This window comes from Halopelagius fulvigenes (assembly GCF_042662625.1).
Taxonomy (GTDB): Archaea; Halobacteriota; Halobacteria; order Halobacteriales; family Haloferacaceae; genus Halopelagius; species Halopelagius fulvigenes.
On record NZ_JBHSXH010000015.1, the window covers coordinates 510,598 to 529,241 of the forward strand.

The following is an 18,644-nucleotide window of genomic DNA, read 5'->3' on the forward strand; positions in this document are numbered from 1 at the left end:
TCTCCGCGAGAGATGATAACGATTGCGCGGGGTTCTCACGCGGTGCCGTCGAGGACGTCGCCGATGTCGCCCAACGAGTCGAGGACGTAGTCGGGTTCGACGGAGGAACGAGAGAGCGTCTCCTCGTCGGTGACGCCGGTTCGGACGAGGACGGTGGTCATGCCGAAGCGTTCGCCGAGGGCGATGTCGGTGTCGAGTCTGTCGCCGACGACCAGCGTCTCCCCGGGGTCGGTGCCCAGTCGTTCCAGCGCCATCGTCCGCGCCGTCTCGGAGGGCTTTCCCAACACCGCGTCGGGTTCCCTCTCGGTGACGCCCGCCACGGCGTTTATGACCGCGCCGGACCCCGGCACGTCGCGTTCCGCCGCCGGGATGACCATGTCCGGGTCGGTGCCGACGAAGGCGACGCCGTCGTCGGCGAGGACGTCGAGCGCCTCACAGAGGGTGTCGTAGTCGAACGACCGGTCGATGGAGGCGAGGTAGACGTCGGCGTCGGCGGCGTCCCCGACGACGGAGACGCCCGCGTCGTCGAGTATCTCGACGAGTCCGGGTTCGCCGACGACGTACACCGCCGCGTCGGGGCGTTCCTCGGCGAAGTACCGCGCCGTCACGGTGCCGGCGGTGACGACTTCCTCGGCGGACACCTCGAAACCCGCGCGCGCGAACCGTTCCTCGTACGCCGACGGTTGCTTCGCCGGGTTGTTCGAGACGAAGACGCGCCCGAGTCCCGCCGACTCGACGGCGGCCAGTCCGTCGCCCGCGCCGGGTATCGGTTCGTCGCCCCGCACCACCGTGCCGTCCACGTCCAAGATGGCCCCGCGGTAGTTCATCGTCCCCCCGTTCGAGCGGTTCGGTGTTGAATCCGACGCCGGTAGGAGGAGTTATGGTATATGCTAACGTACGTCTACGTATGTTGTTCGTCGCCCACCCCGGCGGTGCGGGACCGAGAGGGAGAGCGCCGGAGTCGAGGGCGGGAGGCGATGCCCTCGGGAGGGGTTACTACGTCTGCGGCGCGTTGAGTCTCGGCGCGGCCCTGTTGGCGATGTTCCTCGCGTACTCCGTGTTGGTTGCCGTCGCCAGTCTCGTCCCCCTCCTCTCTACGACGACCATCGCGTTCGCGGGCGTCCTGACGTGGTTGGTGCTGTGGTTGGCATTCGACGCGGTGCGCCTGTGGCTTCTCGGCCGAACGACCGCGTGACCGACGGGAGCGTCGGTCTCCGCGACGTGCAAGAACCAAAGAACGATATGCGAGTCTCCCTTCGGACGAAGTGTGACGAACACGCAGCTTTCGCTCATCCAGATAGACAACTACGGTCCGTGGACGGTCACCCCGGAACCGCGACGGGAGATGGACCTTCAGACGCTCCAGTCGCGGTTGTTCGCGGACCTCGCGCAGTTCGTCGGCAGTCGGGACGGGTACGTCTTCTTCACGCGGTTCGACAACATGGTAGCCGTCACGAACGGCCTCGACGGCGACGACCACGAACTCATGCAGGAGTCCATCGGTAACCGCTACCCGGTGAGTATCAGCGTCGGCGTCGGCGTCGATTCGACGCCGATAGACGCCCTGGAGACGGCCACCGCGGGTCTCCAACGCGCCGGAAGCGCGCAGGACGGCGACCGGCGGGAGGTGTTCGCGGGCACGACGCTCACCGAACGGGACCGGACGCCGACGGACGTGCAGATCGCCCACTTCGACGTGAACGACGCGACGAGCAAGTACACCGACCGACTCAACGAGTTCGACTCGTTCATCGAGATAGAGCAGGGGTACGCCTCGCTCATGCGCCACCTCCGGGAGGAACGCGGCGCGCTCTCCTTCTTCGTCGGCGGCGACAACATCATCTCGGTCTGCCCCGACATGGACGAGTCGGCGTACCGGTCGGCCATCGACCACGTCGAACGCGAAGTCGGCGTCGAACTCAAAGTCGGCGTCGGCGTCGCGGACAACGTCCAAGAGGCGGGGATAGCCGCCAAGCACGCCCTCGAAGAGTGCCGCCACCGCGGCACCGTCGTCGAGATGGACGTCCCCCGTCCCGACGTCGGACTCGCCGAGGACTGAGCCCCCGCCCGAATCAGCGTCGCCTCTCCTTCCACACGAGGCCGGCTATCTCTCCGGTCATCACGGTTTCTCCCCCCTCGTCCTCGGAGCGAACCTCGACGACGAGTTCGTACCGGTCGTCGCGTTCCGTCACGTCCGCGACGGTGCAGGTGCAGGTCACCGTCGTCCCCGCGTACACCGGTTCGACGAACTCGAAGGTCATCTCGCGGGCGAGGACGCCCAGTTCGCCGCCGATTTTCGTCGGCATCGTCGCCGTCAACAGACCGTGGACCAGCACCCGGCCGTCGTCGTCCGGTTCGGTGTGTCTCGGCTGGGTGTCGCCCGAGAGTTCCGCGAACCGCCGCACCTCCGCCGCGGTGAACGTTCGCTCGAACGCGTGCGCGTCGCCTTCGGTCGGCGGGTTGCAGGTCATTCTCCGGGCTTTCTGAGGACTATCGGTCCAATGGCGAGCGTTCGCTTCGCCGCCGTCGCGATGCGGAACACGTAGGAGGTGAACAACAGGAACGGCAGGGTGGTGACCGTGAACGCCGCGGAGGTGACCCACACGATGTCGTTGATACCGAACGTCGTCCCCGGGAACGTCCCCGCGCCGACGAACGTGAGCATGCACCCCGCGACGACGATGGCCGGCACCGCGATGTAGAGGATGTACTGCGAGAGGTCCACCAGCGCCCACTGGAAGTAGAGCGTCTTGATGTGCTCGCGGGCGGGGCCGAACATCGAGAGCGCCGTCTGCAGTCGGGCGAACGCCTCGTCTTCGTCGTCGCTCAGACTCTCCCCGAACTCGGCGGTCATGCGCTCTATCTGGTAGATCTTCCACGAGTAGTTGAAGTTCAACGCGGCGGTCATCACCTCGAACGTCCCGAACTCCGCGTCGTCGAGCTGGTCGTCCACTTTCTCGGCGTTACCCTGCAGGCTCTCGACGAACTCCGAAACCTGTCTGCGGAGCTCGTCGTCGTCGTCGTTCTCTGCGACGATTCGGCCGAGCGCGGCCGCCCGTTGCTCGCTCGTCCGGACGAGCTGTTGGAGGAGCTCCGACGGATGGGCGGGCGGGGCCTCCTCGAAAAGCTCTGCGGCGTACGTCCGGTAGTCCATCGCGTCGCTCATCCGCTTTCGCTGGTCGCCCAACGGCCCCGTCTCCTGCGAGAGGACGAGTTGGTTGATGGTGACGACGAGCGTCGTGCCGGTGATGACGACGCCTATCATCGAGGAGAAGATGGTCTCGATGGTGTCGGTGGTCTGTATCTCCTGCTGTAACGACGGCCGAAGCACTGTGCTGGCCACGATGAACGAGACGAAGACGAAGAGTGCGAGGAGGGCGGCGACGGCGAACCGGTCCGCGTCCAAGAGGAGCCACATCTTCGCCCGGCTCTCGCCGGCCCGTTCGCGCATCGTGTTCGCCGTGCCGATGGCCTTGTCGTCTGCGTCACTCATTCCCGTCCCTCTCCGCGCCGGCGGGTCGCTTCAGGACGAGGTACTTCGTCCCGCCGCCGGTGTAGTCGATGGTTTCGACGAGTTCCCACCCCTCGCGACCGAGTTCGTTCAGTTCGTCGGCCGGGTCCTGCGCCTCCTTCTGCGTGCTCTCGCGCGGCGGTTCCAACGTCCGGTACTCCCATCTCCGTGGCGACGACGCGTCCATTCGTCGTAGGATACGAGGGCATCCGGACTAAACGTGGTGCCCGACGCGGCGGGAGTTCCGTTCGGTCGCTCGGTCCGTGTCGGCTCCCGAACGTTCACGGAGACGTACACCCAGCGAAATAACACTCTCTCAGTAGTTGTCGTTAGTCTGACGAATGATTATGGTGTCTGGTTCTAGAGGACGGTACGTATGAGAGCAGACGAAAACGAGATCCATCGGAACCTAGACACCGATGCGAACCCCACGGCACAAGTCGTACAGGCCGTCGCCGACCAGAAGGGTATGGACCCGATGAGTCTGCAGAGTGCGTGGAACGCCATCGGCCAGGTGCTCGACCCCCTCTTCTCGACTCCGCCGTCGCCGGACGCCGACGTGGAGATAACGTTCAACTACGAGGGGTACCGCATCACCGTCGGGCAGGACGGGTGTGCGACGTTCGACGAACTCGAATAACTCGGGGCGAGTTACGTCGGGTGAGCGGGTTCGACGGCGAGTGGACGTGGAACTGCGAGCGACTCGCTCGGAGAACGGGGCCGGAGCGACACGCTCGATACGTTCCTCCCGTCTCTCGTCGATCGATCCTCGATACGGCCACGTCGCTCCCCGTCTCTGTCCTCGTCGTCCTGTCCGTCGCCAATCGGCTACACCGGGTCGCGTAGGGGGTGCCGTGCGGTTCTCCGGCCCCGTCAGATTTCACCACCCCGCCACGATATCGGGGAGATGGTGATTCTCGCACCGTCTATCCCCGGGACTCCGTCGCTCGGACGAAGGCTCGAATCTCCGCAGCGACGCGGTCGGGGGCCGAGTCGGTGGCGGCGTGTCCAACGCCGTCGAGTGCTGCGATACGACTCTCCGGAAGGCGTTCGTCCAGTTCGAACACGGCGTCTCGCAGGTGATCAGGACCGTGTTCGCCCGTCAGCAGAAGCGTTGGAACGTCGACGTCCACGTCCTCGGAGAGGTCGTACCCCTCTACGGCGTAGTTCTCCCGAATTACGGTATCGACGAGGTCGAAGTTCACCCCGTCGGGCCAGAACGGCAACCGCTCAGGGTCCGGGATACCGGCGCCGTTCCGGTAGAACAGCTTCATCGCGTTCTCCGGGTCGCCGGCGTCGAGCCTCTCTCGCATCCGGTCGGCTAGGTCGTCGTCGCGGTGCTCACCGACGAGGATCGCCGGTTCGTAGAGGACGAGTCGGTCGATATCCGCCTCGCTCGCAGCCGCAAGCGCGACGAGACCGCCGAAGGAATGTCCGAACACCGTCGGGTCGCCGTCGACGGCGTCAACGAGCGCACGCGCGTCGGCAGCCTCGCGGTCGAGGTGGTACTCGTCGGCGTCGCCGCTGTCGCCCCGCCCCCGCCGGTCGGGAACGACGAGCGTGAAGTCGTCGGCGAGGTGCGGTCGGAGAGCGTCCCACGTCTGACGGGTTCCTGAGCCTCCGTGGAGGAGGATCAGCGGTGGACCCGACCCCTCCCGTTCGTAGGCGATCGTCGTTCCGTCCGCCGAGGTGACCGTTTGCATGGAGTAAGGCGTGAACTGTGATCTCACTAAACTGTTTCTCGATCCATCATCTATCGCGGTCGTCGCTCGACGCCCCTCCGATGACCGAATACAGGGTTCATCCGACACCCCGTTCTGGAGGGACTCCGCTTCGTTCGATAGCACGCCTTTCCTTCTTTTAGCGCTCATCTGGACACTGTGACCGAGACAATCCAGGGCGACGTCCTGCACGTCATCCCTCCGGATGAACTGGACGACCACGACTTGGCGCCCGGTCTCCGAGAGTTAGCCGAGTCGCACTACGTGATCGTACTCCGGAAAGGAGGCCACCCTTCGATACTGGCTCTCGTCTGGGCGTTTATCCGTCGCAGCCCGATCAAGGCAGTAACTGTCGTTACCGACCGGCGTTTCGAGGAGGACGACGAAGTCACGCTGACTGTCGAGAAGACGGACATGGCCGGCGTCTACGTCACAGCGGTCTCTGGACGAGACTCGTAGAGGTAGCCGGCGTCGATTCTCCGCGAGCCCGTCACCGCTATCCGGCTGCGAGGACGGTGTCGAGGCGCTCTTCGAGTTCTTCGATGTCGTCTCGTAGATCCTCGGCCTCCTCCGTTTCGAGACCGGCGAGCCGGTCTTTGAGACCCTGTAACTGCGATTGCTTTTCCGCTTCTTCCACCGACGTTTTCTGGACGTACACCTGCTCTTCGACGTTGTAGACGTCCCGTTCGTCGATATCCGTGACTGCGAGCACCACGTCGAGCTTCTCGGGGTCGATTCCCCACACCCACTCGCGGGGAACGCCCTCTTCGTCGAGAACGTCCAAAACGGCCCCCTCGTCTTTGAGGTGGCGACGTTTGCGGGACGTCCGGTGGACGGTTCCGAATCGTCCGTGGAGGTCCGCATCGGGCCCGATGTACTCTAGTAGTGTGTCCCCGACCGTCTTTCTGAGCCGATCCGCCCCGCGTTGGACGTCAGAGAGGAGCACGTACAGGTCGACGAGTTCCTCGGACGACAGCGAGTCGGGGTCGTCGAGGTCGTGCCGTCGGAGCGTATCGGCGAGGAGCACCACGTTGTCGTAGATGCGCTGAGGGGGCGTCCGGACGGTCCACTCCGGACGGAGGAAGGGGCTTTCCGTTTGATCGGTAGACTCGCTTCGGTGGAGCGTATCATCGGATTCGTCAACGGTATACTGCTCCGAGAGAGTCAGTACCGACACGTACGGTTCGACCCCCGTTGGAAGTTCAGTAATCGACAACTCACTCGGGTCCGATTCGAGCCAGTCGTACAGGACTTCGAACTGGTTTCGCCAGAGCGGGCGCTCTCGATCGTCTCCGACGTACGTGACGATGATCCGATCGTCGCGTGACGACTCGATCGCGAACGCACGCTCCGACGACGGGGTGACGAGGACAGAGTCGGACCCGATCTCCGCGCAACGGTGGCGAAGGTCGGTCCACACAGAATCGAACGTCATGTTCGAAAATCGCCCGTCGAGCGCAAAAACGTGGGGCCTAGTTCTGTTGATTTCGACCTGGATGTGGATGTATTGAGGTGTTCTGAGAGCGCGTGGGGCCGGAGGGATTTGAACGACGGTCGCTCACTCCGTTCGCTCCCCGGTTCAAATCCTCCGACGTGCATTCGACACTTCGATACGGATAGACGAGCACACGCTACGCGGTGCTCGTCGGGCGTAGTCTCAGAGTAGAAGTGGGGCCGGAGGGATTTGAACCCCCGATCGACTGATATCTCCGGTACGCGCCTCGGTACTCCAGAGGGTCGTCAACACGACCGATGATCAGTCGGTCGCTCGGTATATCAGTCTGGAGTGTCGTCACCGGGCGCCAAGCCTCTGGAGTCAGTCGCCATGCCGGGCTTGGCCACGGCCCCTGTGTGTGCACTCGTGGGTTGGACGATACGACTTAAAGGAATTTCGATTGACGGCGGTCCGTCAGCGGTCCGTCTCCGACCAATCGCAGTCTTGGCACTTGTAGGCGGTCACGAACTCGGTGACGCTCGGCATGTAGCCGACCGAGAGGACGTTGCCGCCGCACTCGGGGCAGTCCCTGTCGGCGTCCTCGATGTCCTCGGCCTCCATCGGACGCTCTCCTTCGACGAGTTCCGCGAGTCGCTTGGGCGTCACCATCCGACCTTGCACGACGCGATTGCTCATGTCAGATTCGTGGATTCGGAGTGGGGTAAGTCCTCCGCGTCCGAGTCGGAGGTTAGTGGGTCACCACCGAGACGGTTCGCGTCCGCGGACCGTCGCACTCGACCAAGAGGAGCGACTGCCACGTCCCGAGGTCCAACTCGCCGTCCGCGAGGGGGACGGTCACGCTGTTCCCGAGAAGGAGGGCTCGGAGGTGCGAGTCGGCGTTTCCGTCGAGTTCGTCGTGGGCCCACCCCTCGTCCGGGACGGCCGAAGAGAGCAACTCCTCGACGTCGGACAGCAGTCGACGCTCGTTCTCGTTGCAGACGATTCCCGCCGTAGTGTGTCGGACGAACACCGTGCACGCGTCCGCGTCGGCGGCGTCGGCTAGTGTCTGTTCGACTCGGTCCGTCACGTCCGCGACGGCGAGGCGGGCGTCCGTCTCGACGTCGAATCGGGCCGTACCCATGTCGAGACGAACGGCGGGAGGATCCAAAAGAGTGCGTCGGCGGCGGTCGGTCGAAGCGGCGTCGGCCGGGGAGGACGAGTCGCCCCGCCTCAGAGCCACGGCGCGCGCGACTCGTCCTCGCCGGGGTAGCCGTACCCGGCGTCGGAGTCCGGGTCGGCGTCGTCGTCAGATTCCATCTGACTGGCCGCCGAGGGAACCTCGGCGACGTCGTCGGACTCGGCGGAGGCGGGCGAGGGGCTAGAGTCGCCGCCGTCCGCGAATGCGGCGCTGGATGCGCTCGGTTCGGCGGCGTCGGACTCGGCGTTCGGGTCGAAGGCAAACAGGGCCGTGACGGCCAACACGCCCAGCGCGATGGGTCGGTCCGTCGGGAGGAGACCCAACACGTCGATGGCGAGCATGCCGAGTGCGACCGAACTGCCGAAGCGGAAGCGGTCGATGTCCACGGCCCCGCGGAGGCGCGGCGCGAACAGGGCGACGAGGAGGGCGAAGCCGACGCCCGTCCCGGCCGCCGCGGCGGCGTGCAGTACCGTCGTCACGTTCGGGTCGACGATGAGGCGCGCGCCCGAGGGCTCGAAACTCGCCACGAGGCCGAGTCCGATGATGATGCTCGGCGAGGGCAGGTACTCGCCCACCTTCGAGGACGCCGTCTTCGCGGCGACGGCGAGGATGACCAGTCCCGCGAAGCGGTGGAACACCTCGAACGCCAACAGCGTCCGCAACGTCTCCGCGAACACCGCCTCCACGCCCGCGATGGGGATGATGAACGCCCCGATGAGGAGCACGGAGGTGATCTGTTCGCGGCGGGTGCCTTCCATCTCGGCGAGGATGACCGCCACCGTGGCGGACCCCCCGAAGATGAGCAGTCCCGTCTCCAGGATGCTCGCCGGACTACTCAGCGCACCCGCGATGATGAGCGCGGGGAAGATACCGTCTACGAGGGGCAGAGCCATGACCGTCGCCAGCAGACGCGTGGCTCCGCCCACATGCTGTTCTAAGCGGAGGGCGACCGGATGTCGTGAGACGCTCATGCCAATCTAGCGGCCGTCACCATCGGCCAAATGGCGATACGAACGCAAACCGGACGAGACGTCGTCGCGTCCGGCGAGTCCGCGCACTCCGAGGTGGTCGAGATTCGGGAGGAGTTTATTCCCGAATTTAAATGTTCGCCACATCGCTGTAATAAAGAGGCTGCCGGAGTCGACGATTTCCTGACCGGCGATGCGCGATGCGGCGGGACACTCGGAGTCCATACCTGAAATCAATCGCACGAAAGTATTAAACGTTGTGTGGGAAAGGGCAACACGGTACAGTATACCTTCACCGTCAGTACTTAAACGACGGCTACGTTCTTTCGGCGATTCAGAGCGAAGTTGACGAATCGTCAGAATCGAGTGCCGCATCGGGCGAATTTTGCACGAACGTTCACCCGGTACCGAGCGTCGGATCGCTCGCGCGGAGTCCCGTCCCTTCGAAGAGGTCGAATAGCACTATCGTGTATAGGGCGTCGGGTTTACTTGCCAACGTTCTGCACAGGCGTGCCATCTCGGAACTCTTTTGTCGCAGGACTATGGACGATTTACATGGCGAACGACGTTCCCGAGCGAGAGTCTTTCTCAGAGAAACTGCAGGTGCCGGAGGCGCTGACGTTCGACGACGTGCTACTCAGACCCGCCGAGAGCCGCGTCGAACCCGACGACGCGGACGTGTCCACGCGCGTCTCGAAAAACGTCGAACTCAACGTCCCCGTCCTCTCGGCGGCGATGGACACCGTCACGGAGAGCGGGATGGCCATCGGGATGGCCCGCGAGGGCGGTCTCGGCGTCCTCCACCGGAACATGGACGTAGAGCGCATGGTCGCGGAGATAGAGCGAGTCAAGCGCGCGGACGAACTCGTCATCCGGCGGGACAACGTCGTCACCGCCAACCCCGACCAGACCATAAGCGAGGTAGACGAGATGATGGAACACCGCGGCGTCTCGGGCGCGCCCGTCGTCGACGACGAGGACACCGTCCTCGGCATCATCTCCGGGACGGACATCCGTCCGTACCTCGAAGTCGGCGAGTCCGACGAGGTGCGCGAGGCGATGACCGACGAGGTCATCACCGCGCCGCGCGACGTCACCGCCCGCGAAGCGCTCGAACTCATGTACGACCACAAGATAGAGCGCGTCCCCATCGTCGACGACGACAAGCGCCTCGTCGGACTCGTGACGATGCAGAGCATCCTCCAGCGCCGCGAGCACGAGAACGCCGCGCGCGACGAGGGCGGCCGCCTCCGCGTCGGCGTCGCGGTCGGTCCGTTCGAGATGGACCGCGCCACCGCCGCGGACGAGGCCGGCGCGGACGTCCTCTTCATCGACTGCGCGCACGCGCACAACCTCAACGTCCTCGACAGCGCCCGCGACATCAAGGAGTCCGTCGAGGCCGACGTCGTCGTCGGCAACATCGGCACGCGCGAGGCGGCGGAGGCCTGCGTGGACTTCGCGGACGGCCTGAAGGTCGGCATCGGCCCCGGGTCCATCTGCACCACGCGCGTCGTCACCGGCGCGGGCATGCCCCAGATTACGGCGGTGGCGCAGGTGGCGGACGTCGCCGCCGAGCGGGACGTCCCCGTCATCGCGGACGGCGGCATCCGCTACTCCGGCGACGCCATCAAGGCCATCGCCGCGGGCGCGGACGCGGTGATGCTCGGGTCCTACTTCGCGGGCACCCACGAGGCGCCCGGCCGCGTCATCACGATGAACGGGAAGAAGTACAAGCAGTACCGCGGCATGGGCTCGGTCGGCGCGATGAAGTCCGGCGGCGGCGACCGGTACCTCAAGGACGTCGACGAGGACAAAGAAGAGGAGTTCGTCCCCGAGGGCGTTGAGGCGGCGACGCCGTACAAGGGGACGCTCGCGTCGGAGCTTCACCAACTCGTCGGCGGGATGCGCTCCGGGATGGGCTACGTCGGTTCGGAGACGATCCCGGAGTTCAAGCGCGAATCCCGGTTCGTCCGCGTCTCCAGTGCGGGCCAGACCGAGGGTCACCCCCACGACGTGATGATAACCGACGAAGCGCCGAACTACAGCCCGCAGGGCGAGTAACCGACTCGCTCTCGGCCTCGTCCGCGTTCGGTCGGACCCGCCGACTCGTCCGACCGGTCCGACGCCCGCGCCGCGAACCGGCCGCGATCCGTTCTCCGCTCTTTCGCCCGAACCGTCGAGGTACTACCCCGGATGTGGTTCGTTCCCAAAGGTTATTGATTAATCAGTCTGGATACACGCCAGTACGATGGACTCAACGGAGTTGCGGGACGCGCTCGAAGACGCTGGGCTCTCGCAGTATCAGGCGGAGGCGTACACGACGCTCCTCCAACTCGGCACCGCGAGCGCGACCGAGGTGGCGGACTCGTGTGCGGTTCCGACCGCGCGTATCTACGACGTACTCCGCGATTTAGAGACGAAAGGGTACATAGAGACGTACGAACAGGAGAGCCTGCAAGCGCGGGCGTGCGACCCCTCCGTCGTCCTCGACGACCTCAGGGGCCGGGCGTCGATGCTCGAGGAGGCGGCCGACGAGATAGAGGAGCGGTGGGACGAACCGGAGGTGGACCAGCACAAACTGAGCATCGTCAAGCGCTTCGAGACGGTGATACAGCGCGCGGCGTCGCTCATCCGGGACGCCGAGAACGAGGTGCAGTTCGCCGCGACGCCGGAGCAGTACGAGACGTTGAAACCGGCGCTGCGGGAAGCGCTCTCGAACGGCGTCATCGTGAAGGCGACGCTCTACGCCGACTCGGCCGAGACGCTCGACGGCGCGGAGTTCGACGGTACCGCCACCGAGGTGCGGCACCGAACCCTCCCGACGCCGTTCGTCGTCCTCATCGACCGCACCGGGACGTGCTTCGCTCCGCACTCGCACTCGCTCAACGAGTACGGCGTCCTCGTGGACGACTACACGCTCACGTACGTCTTCCACTGGTACTTCCAGACGTGCCTCTGGGAGGTGTGGGAGGAGGTGTACAGCGTCCGCCCGGCGGACCCGCCCTTGGTCTACTCGGACCTCCGGCGGTGCATCCGCGAGATCGAGCCGTTTCTGGCCGACGGGGCCGAGATCACTGCCCGCGTGAGCGGGTTCGAGACGGAGACCGGCGACGCCGTCGAAGTCGAGGGCCGAATCGTCGGCGTGAACTACGCCGGCGCGGGCGAGACGGAGGGGTCGCCGCCTCTCTCGCAACTCGCCGGTCGGGTGTGTTTCACCGTCGAGACGAGCGACGGCGGCGAACGGTACACCGTCGGCGGGTGGGGTGCCGTCCTCGAAGACGTGGAGGCGACGCGGATCACCGTCCTCGAACGCTCCGCGTGACGGTTCGTCCCCCGAGAGTCGTCGCCCGCCGTTCGTTCCATGCCGGAACCTATACCAACAGGTAGACTCCTTTGAGTGGTATTGGTGAGAAATCGATTGTCCTCCAACCCGCTCACCCGGCCCGGAATAAGGGGTATATTGATATGCCCCCGCGAAACATTCGGTGACGTGAGTGTTCTCGGAACACCACGAAGATACACATGAGTGCTGACCAGCCACTCGTGCTCATCGTCGAAGATGAGCCGGACCTTGCCGATCTGTACGCAACATGGCTCAAAGACGAGTATCGAGTCCGCGTCGCCTACGGTGGCCGCGAAGCGCTCGAAGCACTCGACGAAGCCGTAGACGTGGTGCTCTTAGACCGCCGAATGCCGGACCTCTCGGGCGACGAAGCGCTGGCGGAGATACGGAACCGCGGTTTCGAATGCCGCGTCGCCATGGTGACCGCCGTCGAACCCGACTTCGACATCGTCGCCATGGGATTCGACGACTACCTCGTAAAGCCCGTCTCGAAGGAAGCGCTCGAAGGGACCGTCTCGAACCTCCTCTTGCGCAACGCCTACGACGACGGCGTGAAGGAACTGTTCTCGCTCGCCTCGAAGAAGGCGCTCCTCGAATCCGAGAAGGACGCCACCTCCCTGGAGAGCAGCGACGAGTACAACGAACTCGACGGCCGCCTCCGGGAACTCAGGTCCGAACTCGACGAGGCGCTTCAGAATCTCGACGACGAACGCGACATCGCTGCCGTCTACCGCGACCTCGGCTCCGACGTCAAGTTCGAAGACCCCGACGAGTAACTTCTGCGCGTCTCGTGCATTCGCCGACCGCAGACCGCCGACCACCGACAGCCGAGGCCCGCCTCCGCGCGTCTCCCTCATCGCTCCTCGGTCGTTCGGAACGAGAGCTGGAGGTGACCGTTCGGACGCTTGGGCGTCGTCCCCGATCCGGCTCGACCGCCGAACTGGTCCATTGTCTACGCTGTCTTCGTTCTCGACTAAAAGCGTATGGGTGACAGTACCGCGAAGTGGCACTCAGTCGATCGATAGCCACTCCGAGGAGATGTCCGCGTCGCGGAAGTGCCACCGTTGGGCGAGTTCGTGGCCGTCGAGGCGGAGTTCGACCGTGGCGTCGAACAGCGGTTCGAAGAGGCGAACCGTCTCGGCGCGTCGGTCCTGCGGGAGCCGAAAGTGGGCCATCCCGCCGACCGACCGGACGTTGTTCCCGAGGACGTGGACGAACCGGAACACCGTCTCGCGGTCGTACTCGGAGAGAAGCGTCGGGAGGCAGTCGAACGCCACGCGAAGCTCCGCCGGGGCGAGTCCGGACGCGATGCCGTCGAACTGGTCTATCGTCCTCGCTATCTGCAGTCCGAGGTCGATTATCTCTCCGTCGACGACTTCCGCGAGGGGGTCTCGACCGTCGGCGGTCGCCCGACCGTCGCCGTGGACGTTCGCCGCGTCGAGTCCGACCGGACCGTCGGGGGCGGAGACGGCGGCGTCGCCTTCCGCGACCGCCGCGTGCCGCGCGTGCGACTCGTACCGGACGATGCGCGTCCACTCGGGCGTCCGCCGGGAGACGCCTTCGAGCCGCCGGTCCCTGTGCGAGACGCCCGCCATCGGCGCCACGAGGAGACGGCGACGGGGAGAGGCGTCGCCGTCGCCGAGCATCTTGGCGGACATCGTCGCGTACACTTCCTCGGGAACCGAACCGACGACGAGCAACGTGCTCCCGCGCGTCTTGAGTTCGTCGAGCGCACACGCGAAACTCGTCACGCCGTCGGAGGACTCGGCGTCGGTTCCGCCTCCCTGAACCATTCAGATTGAGACACGACACCGCGTTAAATAATACTTTGCGTGTTCGAGCAGTTAACGACGGGAGAGCGGTATCGAACCGGTATTGACTGCGACGAATACTTAATCTCGTGGCGTCTGAGAGACTGCGATGGATAAACAGGCGGCGAGTCACTCACACCGAGGGGGCCGCGACGGAGGCGTCGAGGACGCCGAACCCGTCCGAATGGAGAGCGGACTGGAGGCGCTTCGGTCGAGCCCGGAGTTTCGAGGACCCGTCGAACCGCTCGAAGACTTAGACGCGAACCAACACATCGCGCTGTTCTACGAGTCCCGGGAGGAGCAGTTCGCGGCCATGGTCCCGTTCGTCCGACAGGGGTTATCGCGGGGTGAGCGAGTCATGTACGTCATCTACGAACCGACCGAGGCCGACGTCCTCGAAGCGATGCGCGACGGCGGCATCGACGTGGACGCCGCCCTCTCCTCCGGTGCGCTGAGTTTCCACACCCTAGAGGAGACGTACCTCCGCACCGGCACGTTCGACCCCGACGACATGCTCTCCGTCTACCGCGACGCCCTGGAGAAGGCGAAGGCGGACTACTCCGGTTTCCGCGTGACCGCGGACACGAACTGGATACTCGACGAACGGACGGAGATTCCGGACTTCATGGAGTACGAGAGCCGGGTGAACCGCCTGTTCGAGGGCGAAGACTGCATCGCCATCTGTCAGTACGACTTAGGAACCATCCCCGCGGAGATTCTCAGAGACGTCGTTCGGACCCACCCGCACCTCATCTACGACGGGACGCTCTGTCACAACTTCTACTACACGCCGCCCGAGGAGTACTTCGAACCCGACGAACCGGCGCGGGAAGTCGAGCGAATGCTCGGAACGCTGGTGGACCGGACCAAAGCGAAGGTGACCCTCGCCGAGACTATCGAGGAGTTAGAGGAGTCGAACGAACGGCTCAAGCGGTTCGCCTACGTCGCCTCCCACGACCTACAGGAACCGTTGCGGATGATTTCGAGCTACCTCCGACTGCTGGAGAGGCGGCGCGCGGACGAACTCGACAGGGAGGCGCGAGAGTACATCGACTTCGCCGTCGACGGCGCCGACCGGATGCGCGAGATGGTCGAGGGGTTGCTCTCGTACTCCCGAATCGACATGCACGACCCCGCCTTCGAACCGGTCGACTGCAACGCCGTTCTCGAGGACGCGTTGAACGACCTGCGGATACGGGTCGAAGAGAGCGACGCGGTCGTCTCCGCGGGCGAACTGCCGACGGTCGTCGGCGACGCCAACCAACTGGAACAGGTGTTCTCGAACCTCATCTCGAACGCCATCAAGTACAGCGACGAACCCCCGCGCGTGGACGTCACGGCCGAGAGGCGGGGCGACCGGTGCGTGTTCTCCGTCGCGGACGAGGGGATTGGTATCGACTCGGAGTACCTCGACCAGATATTCGAGATTTTCAACCGACTGCACTCGAACGAGGAGTACCGCGGAACGGGTATCGGCCTCACTCTCTGTCGGAAGATAGTCAACCACCACGGCGGGGACATCTGGGTCGATTCCGAACCGGGCGAGGGGACGACGTTCTACTTCACCCTTCCGACGGAGAGAGCCTAACACGTTTAGAGGGGAGTTTATACGGTAAGGAACGCTACTGGCCCACAGCCCCGACCGAGTGGTGAACCCGTGAGTCGAAACCCCAATCCCGGAGACGAACCCCTGCGAGTGCTCGTCGTAGAGGACAATCCCGGGGACGTGTGGTTAATCGAGGAAGCGTTCGAGGGACTCGACGTCGAGAACTCGGTGACGTTCCTCACCGACGGAGAGGACGCACTGGACTTCCTCCTTCGACGCCTCGGGGGCGACGCGGGGGGCCTCGACCTCGCGATTTTGGACCTGAACGTGCCCAAAATCGACGGGAGAACCATCCTCGAGAGGATAGCGAGCGATTCGGACCTGCACTCGACGTCCGTCGTCGTCTTCTCGGGGTCGCGGTCGCCCGACGACATCCGCGAGACGTACGAGTTAGGGGCGGAAGGCTACTTCGTCAAACCGGCCGACCCCGACCGGTTCATCGAGACGGTTCGGACCATCGGGGAGTCGGCCGCCGACGCGGGGCGACTCCCCCCGGGTGAGTTTCGCAAACTCGTGTAGGCGTTTTCTCCGCATCAGAGACGTTCTACCCAGAAATCGGGTGCCGCGGGTCCGAACCGTCGAGTCGTGGGGCGGGCGGTCGCGGAGTCGAAGAGATAGCGGCGACCGGCCGAATCCGTATCGCGGGGGAGAGTTTATCGCTCCGCCTCGGCCTCGACGAACGCCTCGATTCGGTTCAACGCCTCCTTGAGTTCGGCCATCCCGGTGGCGTAGGAGACGCGGAGGTGTCCGCGTCCGCCCTCGCCGAAGGCGCTTCCGGGGACGAGAGCGACGTTCTGCGCCTGGAGGAGCTCCTCCGCGAACGCTTCGTCGTCCTCCCATCCGGGCGGACACTCGGGGAAGACGTAGAACGCGCCCTTCGCCTCGAAGCAGTCCATCCCGATGTCGTTGAACCGCGAGATGACGTACCGCCGCCGCCTGTCGTAGGCGCGCCGCATCTCCTCGACTTCGTCCTCGCAGGAGTCGAGGGCTTCGAGGGCGGCGTACTGCGCCGTCGTCGGCGCCGACAGCATCGTGTACTGGTGGATGCGGTTCATCGCGTCGATGACGTCGGCGGGGCCGAGTGCGTACCCGAGGCGCAGGCCGGTCATGGCGTACGCCTTCGAGAACCCGTTGAACACCACGGTTCGGTCCCGCATCTCCGGTAACGTGGCGATGGAGACGTGTTCGTCCTCGTAGCGGAGGGCGGCGTAAATCTCGTCCGAGAGGACGAACAGGTCGTGTTCGCGGGCGAACGCCGCCACGTCGGCGAGTTGCCGTTCGGTCATCACCGCGCCGGTGGGGTTGTTCGGGTAACAGAGCACCAGTACGTCGGCGTCCGCCGCGCCCGCGCGGTCTAGGTCCTCGTACGTGAGAGCGAAGTCGTTCTCGACGGACGTCGGCACTGGGAGGGCGTTCCCCCCGGCGAACGTCACCGTCGGCACGTACGAGATGTACGAGGGTTGGGGGACGGCGACGGTGTCGCCGGGGTCCACCAACGCCCGCATCGCCAGGTCGACGGCTTCGCTCGCGCCCGCGGTGACGAGTATCTCCTCGTCGGGGTCGTACTCTAACCCGTACGCCGTCGCGCGGTCAGCGATGGCCTCGCGGAGTTCGCGCATCCCCCGGTTCGCGGTGTAGGAGGTCCGACCGCGTTCCAGCGAATCGATGGCGGCGGTCCGGGCCGCCCACGGGGCGGAGAAGTCGGGTTCGCCGACGCCGAGGGAGATGACGTCGTCCATCTCCTCGGCCAACTCGAAGAACCGACGGATGCCCGACGGCGGCGTCTCGCGGGCACGCGCGGAGAGGCGATCGGTCATGGCGAGAACGACAACCGGTCGTCTTCGTCGCCGTCGCCGAGTTCGACGCCCCGTTCCTTGTACGTCTCCATGACGAAGTGGGTCACCGTCTGGGTGACCTCCGGAACGGGGGCTATCTGCTCGGAGACGAAGTTCGAGACGTCCTGCATCGAGTCGCCGACCACGTCCACGGCGAAGTCGTAGTCGCCGGAGACCAGACGGAGCGACGCGACTTCGGGGAACTTGCCGATTCGACGGGCAATCTCCTCGTACCCCGTCTCCCGGTCGAGTTCGACGTTCAGTTCGACCTCGGCCTGCACGTACTCCTCGTCGACGCGGTCCCAATCGACGATGGCCTGATAGCCGCGGATGACGCCCTCCTCCTCTAGCTCCTCGACGAGTGCTTCGACCTCCGCCGCTTCGAGTCCGGTCTGTCGCGCGAGGTCGTCGACGCTCTCGCGAGCGTTGCGAAGCAACAGGTCGAGTAGTTCCCGCTTCTCGTCCATACGGCAGTGGTTGCAGTCCCCGTTGATAGGGTTTACCCAACCGCGCGATCGACTCGCATCGGGTCCATGAATCGTATGCGGCGATACAGAAATTCCCGTTCGGCTATACGTAGCCCCGGAGGACGCGTTAATTTCGACACCGATCTCGACTTCGTCGGGGACGCGCTGACCGTTACCTGTTCCTCCGAAAACGGCTCCGACAGAATGCGGCATGCGTGAGCGAACCGCAGGTTCGACGGTCCAGACGGACCGTCGGTTGCCCGTCACCGAACGGGGGAGTTCGCATCAGCGTTCGTCATCGGGGAGGGAAGTCGACGACGCCCAGTTGCCGGAGCAGCGTCAGATTGTCCGAGAGGAACCATCGCTCGGCGATCAGTCCGTCTTCGATACGGAAGAACGCCATCTGTTGGACTTCCATCTCGTTTCCCGTGGGTTCGATGCCCCAGAGGACTCCCTCGTGCGTTCCCCGACTCGTGATGTGGAGAGCGACCAGGTCCCCGCGAACGACGCTGCGTTCGACTGTTTGGCTGACGTCGGGGAACGCCGAGAGAAACGACTCGTAGGACTCACGAATCGCCTCTACCCCCTTCTCGGATCCGAAGGGGTTGTGATCGACGGCGTTCGGCGCGTACAGGTCGTCGAGCGAGTCGAGGCCGCCGTCACCGAAGACCTCCTCCGGGATTCGACGGGCGGTGCGCTCGTTCTCCCGTTCCCGAGGAGTGAGCAAGTCGGTCATTTTCGGCCCTTCC

The 18,644-nt window shown here is 64.9% G+C and carries 23 protein-coding genes and 1 tRNA gene; 9 read left to right on the forward strand and 15 right to left on the reverse strand.

The features are described 5' to 3' along the window. Nucleotides 1-35: 35 nt before the first annotated feature. A complete protein-coding gene (locus ACFQEV_RS12665; protein WP_379696538.1) occupies nt 36-827 on the reverse strand; it encodes an HAD-IIA family hydrolase in 792 nt (263 codons plus the stop codon). An 80-nt stretch (nt 828-907) separates the two neighbouring features. Here ACFQEV_RS12665 and ACFQEV_RS12670 point away from each other — a divergent pair, with 80 nt between their 5' ends. After that, the gene (locus ACFQEV_RS12670) at nt 908-1,195 is read left to right on the forward strand and encodes a hypothetical protein (RefSeq protein WP_379696541.1); all 288 of its coding nucleotides are present in this window, start codon (nt 908-910) and stop codon (nt 1,193-1,195) included. A gap of 72 nt (nt 1,196-1,267) precedes the next feature. Beyond that, on the forward strand, nt 1,268-2,059 hold the full coding sequence (locus tag ACFQEV_RS12675; protein ID WP_379696544.1) for a GTP cyclohydrolase III: 792 nt from the start codon (nt 1,268-1,270) through the stop codon (nt 2,057-2,059). Nucleotides 2,060-2,072: 13 nt separating this feature from the next. Here ACFQEV_RS12675 and ACFQEV_RS12680 read toward each other — a convergent pair whose 3' ends face one another. Genes ACFQEV_RS12680 through ACFQEV_RS12690 form a run of 3 tightly spaced genes read right to left on the reverse strand, consistent with a single transcriptional unit; the run spans nt 2,073 to nt 3,698 of the window. Next, the gene (locus tag ACFQEV_RS12680) at nt 2,073-2,471 is read right to left on the reverse strand and encodes a MaoC/PaaZ C-terminal domain-containing protein (protein WP_379696547.1); all 399 of its coding nucleotides are present in this window, start codon (nt 2,469-2,471) and stop codon (nt 2,073-2,075) included. Beyond that, complete coding sequence (locus ACFQEV_RS12685; protein ID WP_379696550.1) at nt 2,468-3,493, reverse strand: DUF7972 family membrane protein; 1,026 nt, start codon at nt 3,491-3,493, stop codon at nt 2,468-2,470. The genes ACFQEV_RS12680 and ACFQEV_RS12685 overlap by 4 nt, the downstream gene beginning before the upstream one ends. Beyond that, the gene (locus ACFQEV_RS12690) at nt 3,486-3,698 is read right to left on the reverse strand and encodes a DUF4177 domain-containing protein (RefSeq protein ID WP_379696553.1); all 213 of its coding nucleotides are present in this window, start codon (nt 3,696-3,698) and stop codon (nt 3,486-3,488) included. Before ACFQEV_RS12690 ends, ACFQEV_RS12685 begins: the two co-directional genes overlap by 8 nt. Nucleotides 3,699-3,887: 189 nt before the next feature. Between ACFQEV_RS12690 and ACFQEV_RS12695 the strand changes: the two genes are divergently transcribed. After that, nucleotides 3,888-4,151 (forward strand): HalOD1 output domain-containing protein, encoded by a 264-nt coding sequence (locus ACFQEV_RS12695; RefSeq protein WP_379696556.1) that lies wholly within the window; start codon nt 3,888-3,890, stop codon nt 4,149-4,151. 286 nt (nt 4,152-4,437) lie between these two features. Here ACFQEV_RS12695 and ACFQEV_RS12700 read toward each other — a convergent pair whose 3' ends face one another. Then, nucleotides 4,438-5,214 carry an alpha/beta fold hydrolase gene (locus ACFQEV_RS12700; protein ID WP_379696558.1) on the reverse strand — a complete coding sequence of 259 codons (777 nt, stop codon included), beginning with the start codon at nt 5,212-5,214 and terminating at the stop codon, nt 4,438-4,440. Nucleotides 5,215-5,391: 177 nt separating this feature from the next. On the opposite strand from ACFQEV_RS12700, the gene ACFQEV_RS12705 reads away from it, so the two are divergent. Next, complete coding sequence (locus ACFQEV_RS12705; protein ID WP_379696561.1) at nt 5,392-5,691, forward strand: DUF7526 family protein; 300 nt, start codon at nt 5,392-5,394, stop codon at nt 5,689-5,691. A 37-nt stretch (nt 5,692-5,728) separates the two neighbouring features. Here the strand turns inward: ACFQEV_RS12705 and ACFQEV_RS12710 are convergent, their stop codons facing one another. The 6 genes from ACFQEV_RS12710 to ACFQEV_RS12735 form a co-directional block, all read right to left on the reverse strand. After that, entirely contained in the window at nt 5,729-6,667 is a 939-nt protein-coding gene (locus ACFQEV_RS12710; RefSeq protein WP_379696564.1) for a DUF7983 family protein, read from the reverse strand. A 234-nt stretch (nt 6,668-6,901) separates the two neighbouring features. Continuing rightward, a tRNA-Trp gene (locus ACFQEV_RS12715) sits at nt 6,902-7,080 on the reverse strand. 61 nt (nt 7,081-7,141) lie between these two features. Then, nucleotides 7,142-7,363 carry a DUF5795 family protein gene (locus ACFQEV_RS12720; protein ID WP_092535793.1) on the reverse strand — a complete coding sequence of 74 codons (222 nt, stop codon included), beginning with the start codon at nt 7,361-7,363 and terminating at the stop codon, nt 7,142-7,144. A 52-nt stretch (nt 7,364-7,415) separates the two neighbouring features. Continuing rightward, nucleotides 7,416-7,808: a secondary thiamine-phosphate synthase enzyme YjbQ gene (locus tag ACFQEV_RS12725; protein ID WP_379696567.1), complete on the reverse strand. Its 393-nt coding sequence runs from the start codon at nt 7,806-7,808 to the stop codon at nt 7,416-7,418. Nucleotides 7,809-7,897: 89 nt separating this feature from the next. Then, nucleotides 7,898-8,836: a DUF5794 domain-containing protein gene (locus ACFQEV_RS12730; protein ID WP_379696569.1), complete on the reverse strand. Its 939-nt coding sequence runs from the start codon at nt 8,834-8,836 to the stop codon at nt 7,898-7,900. A 6-nt stretch (nt 8,837-8,842) separates the two neighbouring features. Then, nucleotides 8,843-9,058, reverse strand: a complete 216-nt coding sequence (locus ACFQEV_RS12735) for a DUF8099 family protein (protein WP_379696572.1) — start codon at nt 9,056-9,058, stop codon at nt 8,843-8,845. Nucleotides 9,059-9,388: 330 nt separating this feature from the next. Here ACFQEV_RS12735 and guaB point away from each other — a divergent pair, with 330 nt between their 5' ends. The 3 genes from guaB to ACFQEV_RS12750 all read left to right on the forward strand — a co-directional run bounded on the left by guaB (nt 9,389) and on the right by ACFQEV_RS12750 (nt 12,952). Further along, the gene (gene guaB, locus ACFQEV_RS12740; RefSeq protein WP_379696575.1) at nt 9,389-10,894 is read left to right on the forward strand and encodes an IMP dehydrogenase; all 1,506 of its coding nucleotides are present in this window, start codon (nt 9,389-9,391) and stop codon (nt 10,892-10,894) included. A 187-nt stretch (nt 10,895-11,081) separates the two neighbouring features. Then, nucleotides 11,082-12,155 carry a TrmB family transcriptional regulator gene (locus ACFQEV_RS12745; RefSeq protein ID WP_379696577.1) on the forward strand — a complete coding sequence of 358 codons (1,074 nt, stop codon included), beginning with the start codon at nt 11,082-11,084 and terminating at the stop codon, nt 12,153-12,155. Between the two features lie 200 nt (nt 12,156-12,355). Next, nucleotides 12,356-12,952, forward strand: coding sequence for a HalX domain-containing protein (locus ACFQEV_RS12750; protein ID WP_379696580.1), 597 nt, complete (start codon nt 12,356-12,358; stop codon nt 12,950-12,952). Between the two features lie 234 nt (nt 12,953-13,186). On the opposite strand, the gene ACFQEV_RS12755 is transcribed toward ACFQEV_RS12750, so the two are convergent. Continuing rightward, on the reverse strand, nt 13,187-13,969 hold the full coding sequence (locus ACFQEV_RS12755) for a DUF7504 family protein (protein WP_379696583.1): 783 nt from the start codon (nt 13,967-13,969) through the stop codon (nt 13,187-13,189). Nucleotides 13,970-14,096: 127 nt separating this feature from the next. Here ACFQEV_RS12755 and ACFQEV_RS12760 point away from each other — a divergent pair, with 127 nt between their 5' ends. Further along, complete coding sequence (locus ACFQEV_RS12760) at nt 14,097-15,575, forward strand: sensor histidine kinase (RefSeq protein ID WP_379696586.1); 1,479 nt, start codon at nt 14,097-14,099, stop codon at nt 15,573-15,575. Nucleotides 15,576-15,644: 69 nt separating this feature from the next. After that, nucleotides 15,645-16,112: a response regulator gene (locus ACFQEV_RS12765; protein ID WP_379696588.1), complete on the forward strand. Its 468-nt coding sequence runs from the start codon at nt 15,645-15,647 to the stop codon at nt 16,110-16,112. A gap of 134 nt (nt 16,113-16,246) precedes the next feature. Here the strand turns inward: ACFQEV_RS12765 and ACFQEV_RS12770 are convergent, their stop codons facing one another. The 3 genes from ACFQEV_RS12770 to ACFQEV_RS12780 form a co-directional block, all read right to left on the reverse strand. Next, complete coding sequence (locus ACFQEV_RS12770) at nt 16,247-17,410, reverse strand: pyridoxal phosphate-dependent aminotransferase (protein WP_379696591.1); 1,164 nt, start codon at nt 17,408-17,410, stop codon at nt 16,247-16,249. Beyond that, complete coding sequence (locus tag ACFQEV_RS12775) at nt 17,407-17,895, reverse strand: Lrp/AsnC family transcriptional regulator (protein WP_379696593.1); 489 nt, start codon at nt 17,893-17,895, stop codon at nt 17,407-17,409. Before ACFQEV_RS12775 ends, ACFQEV_RS12770 begins: the two co-directional genes overlap by 4 nt. Before the next feature lie 295 nt (nt 17,896-18,190). Next, on the reverse strand, nt 18,191-18,631 hold the full coding sequence (locus tag ACFQEV_RS12780) for an ester cyclase (protein ID WP_379696596.1): 441 nt from the start codon (nt 18,629-18,631) through the stop codon (nt 18,191-18,193). Nucleotides 18,632-18,644 lie beyond the last annotated feature (13 nt).

Coding starts and splice junctions, on each gene's coding strand:
- ACFQEV_RS12665 (WP_379696538.1), bottom strand. CDS start 827: ATGAACTACCGCGGGGCCATCTTGGACGTGGACGGCACGGTGGTGCGG.
- ACFQEV_RS12670 (WP_379696541.1), top strand. CDS start 908: ATGTTGTTCGTCGCCCACCCCGGCGGTGCGGGACCGAGAGGGAGAGCG.
- ACFQEV_RS12680 (WP_379696547.1), bottom strand. CDS start 2,471: ATGACCTGCAACCCGCCGACCGAAGGCGACGCGCACGCGTTCGAGCGA.
- ACFQEV_RS12685 (WP_379696550.1), bottom strand. CDS start 3,493: ATGAGTGACGCAGACGACAAGGCCATCGGCACGGCGAACACGATGCGC.
- ACFQEV_RS12690 (WP_379696553.1), bottom strand. CDS start 3,698: ATGGACGCGTCGTCGCCACGGAGATGGGAGTACCGGACGTTGGAACCG.
- ACFQEV_RS12695 (WP_379696556.1), top strand. CDS start 3,888: ATGAGAGCAGACGAAAACGAGATCCATCGGAACCTAGACACCGATGCG.
- ACFQEV_RS12700 (WP_379696558.1), bottom strand. CDS start 5,214: ATGCAAACGGTCACCTCGGCGGACGGAACGACGATCGCCTACGAACGG.
- ACFQEV_RS12710 (WP_379696564.1), bottom strand. CDS start 6,667: ATGACGTTCGATTCTGTGTGGACCGACCTTCGCCACCGTTGCGCGGAG.
- ACFQEV_RS12720 (WP_092535793.1), bottom strand. CDS start 7,363: ATGAGCAATCGCGTCGTGCAAGGTCGGATGGTGACGCCCAAGCGACTC.
- ACFQEV_RS12725 (WP_379696567.1), bottom strand. CDS start 7,808: ATGGGTACGGCCCGATTCGACGTCGAGACGGACGCCCGCCTCGCCGTC.
- ACFQEV_RS12730 (WP_379696569.1), bottom strand. CDS start 8,836: ATGAGCGTCTCACGACATCCGGTCGCCCTCCGCTTAGAACAGCATGTG.
- ACFQEV_RS12735 (WP_379696572.1), bottom strand. CDS start 9,058: ATGGACTCCGAGTGTCCCGCCGCATCGCGCATCGCCGGTCAGGAAATC.
- guaB (WP_379696575.1), top strand. CDS start 9,389: ATGGCGAACGACGTTCCCGAGCGAGAGTCTTTCTCAGAGAAACTGCAG.
- ACFQEV_RS12745 (WP_379696577.1), top strand. CDS start 11,082: ATGGACTCAACGGAGTTGCGGGACGCGCTCGAAGACGCTGGGCTCTCG.
- ACFQEV_RS12750 (WP_379696580.1), top strand. CDS start 12,356: ATGAGTGCTGACCAGCCACTCGTGCTCATCGTCGAAGATGAGCCGGAC.
- ACFQEV_RS12755 (WP_379696583.1), bottom strand. CDS start 13,969: ATGGTTCAGGGAGGCGGAACCGACGCCGAGTCCTCCGACGGCGTGACG.
- ACFQEV_RS12760 (WP_379696586.1), top strand. CDS start 14,097: ATGGATAAACAGGCGGCGAGTCACTCACACCGAGGGGGCCGCGACGGA.
- ACFQEV_RS12770 (WP_379696591.1), bottom strand. CDS start 17,410: ATGACCGATCGCCTCTCCGCGCGTGCCCGCGAGACGCCGCCGTCGGGC.
- ACFQEV_RS12775 (WP_379696593.1), bottom strand. CDS start 17,895: ATGGACGAGAAGCGGGAACTACTCGACCTGTTGCTTCGCAACGCTCGC.
- ACFQEV_RS12780 (WP_379696596.1), bottom strand. CDS start 18,631: ATGACCGACTTGCTCACTCCTCGGGAACGGGAGAACGAGCGCACCGCC.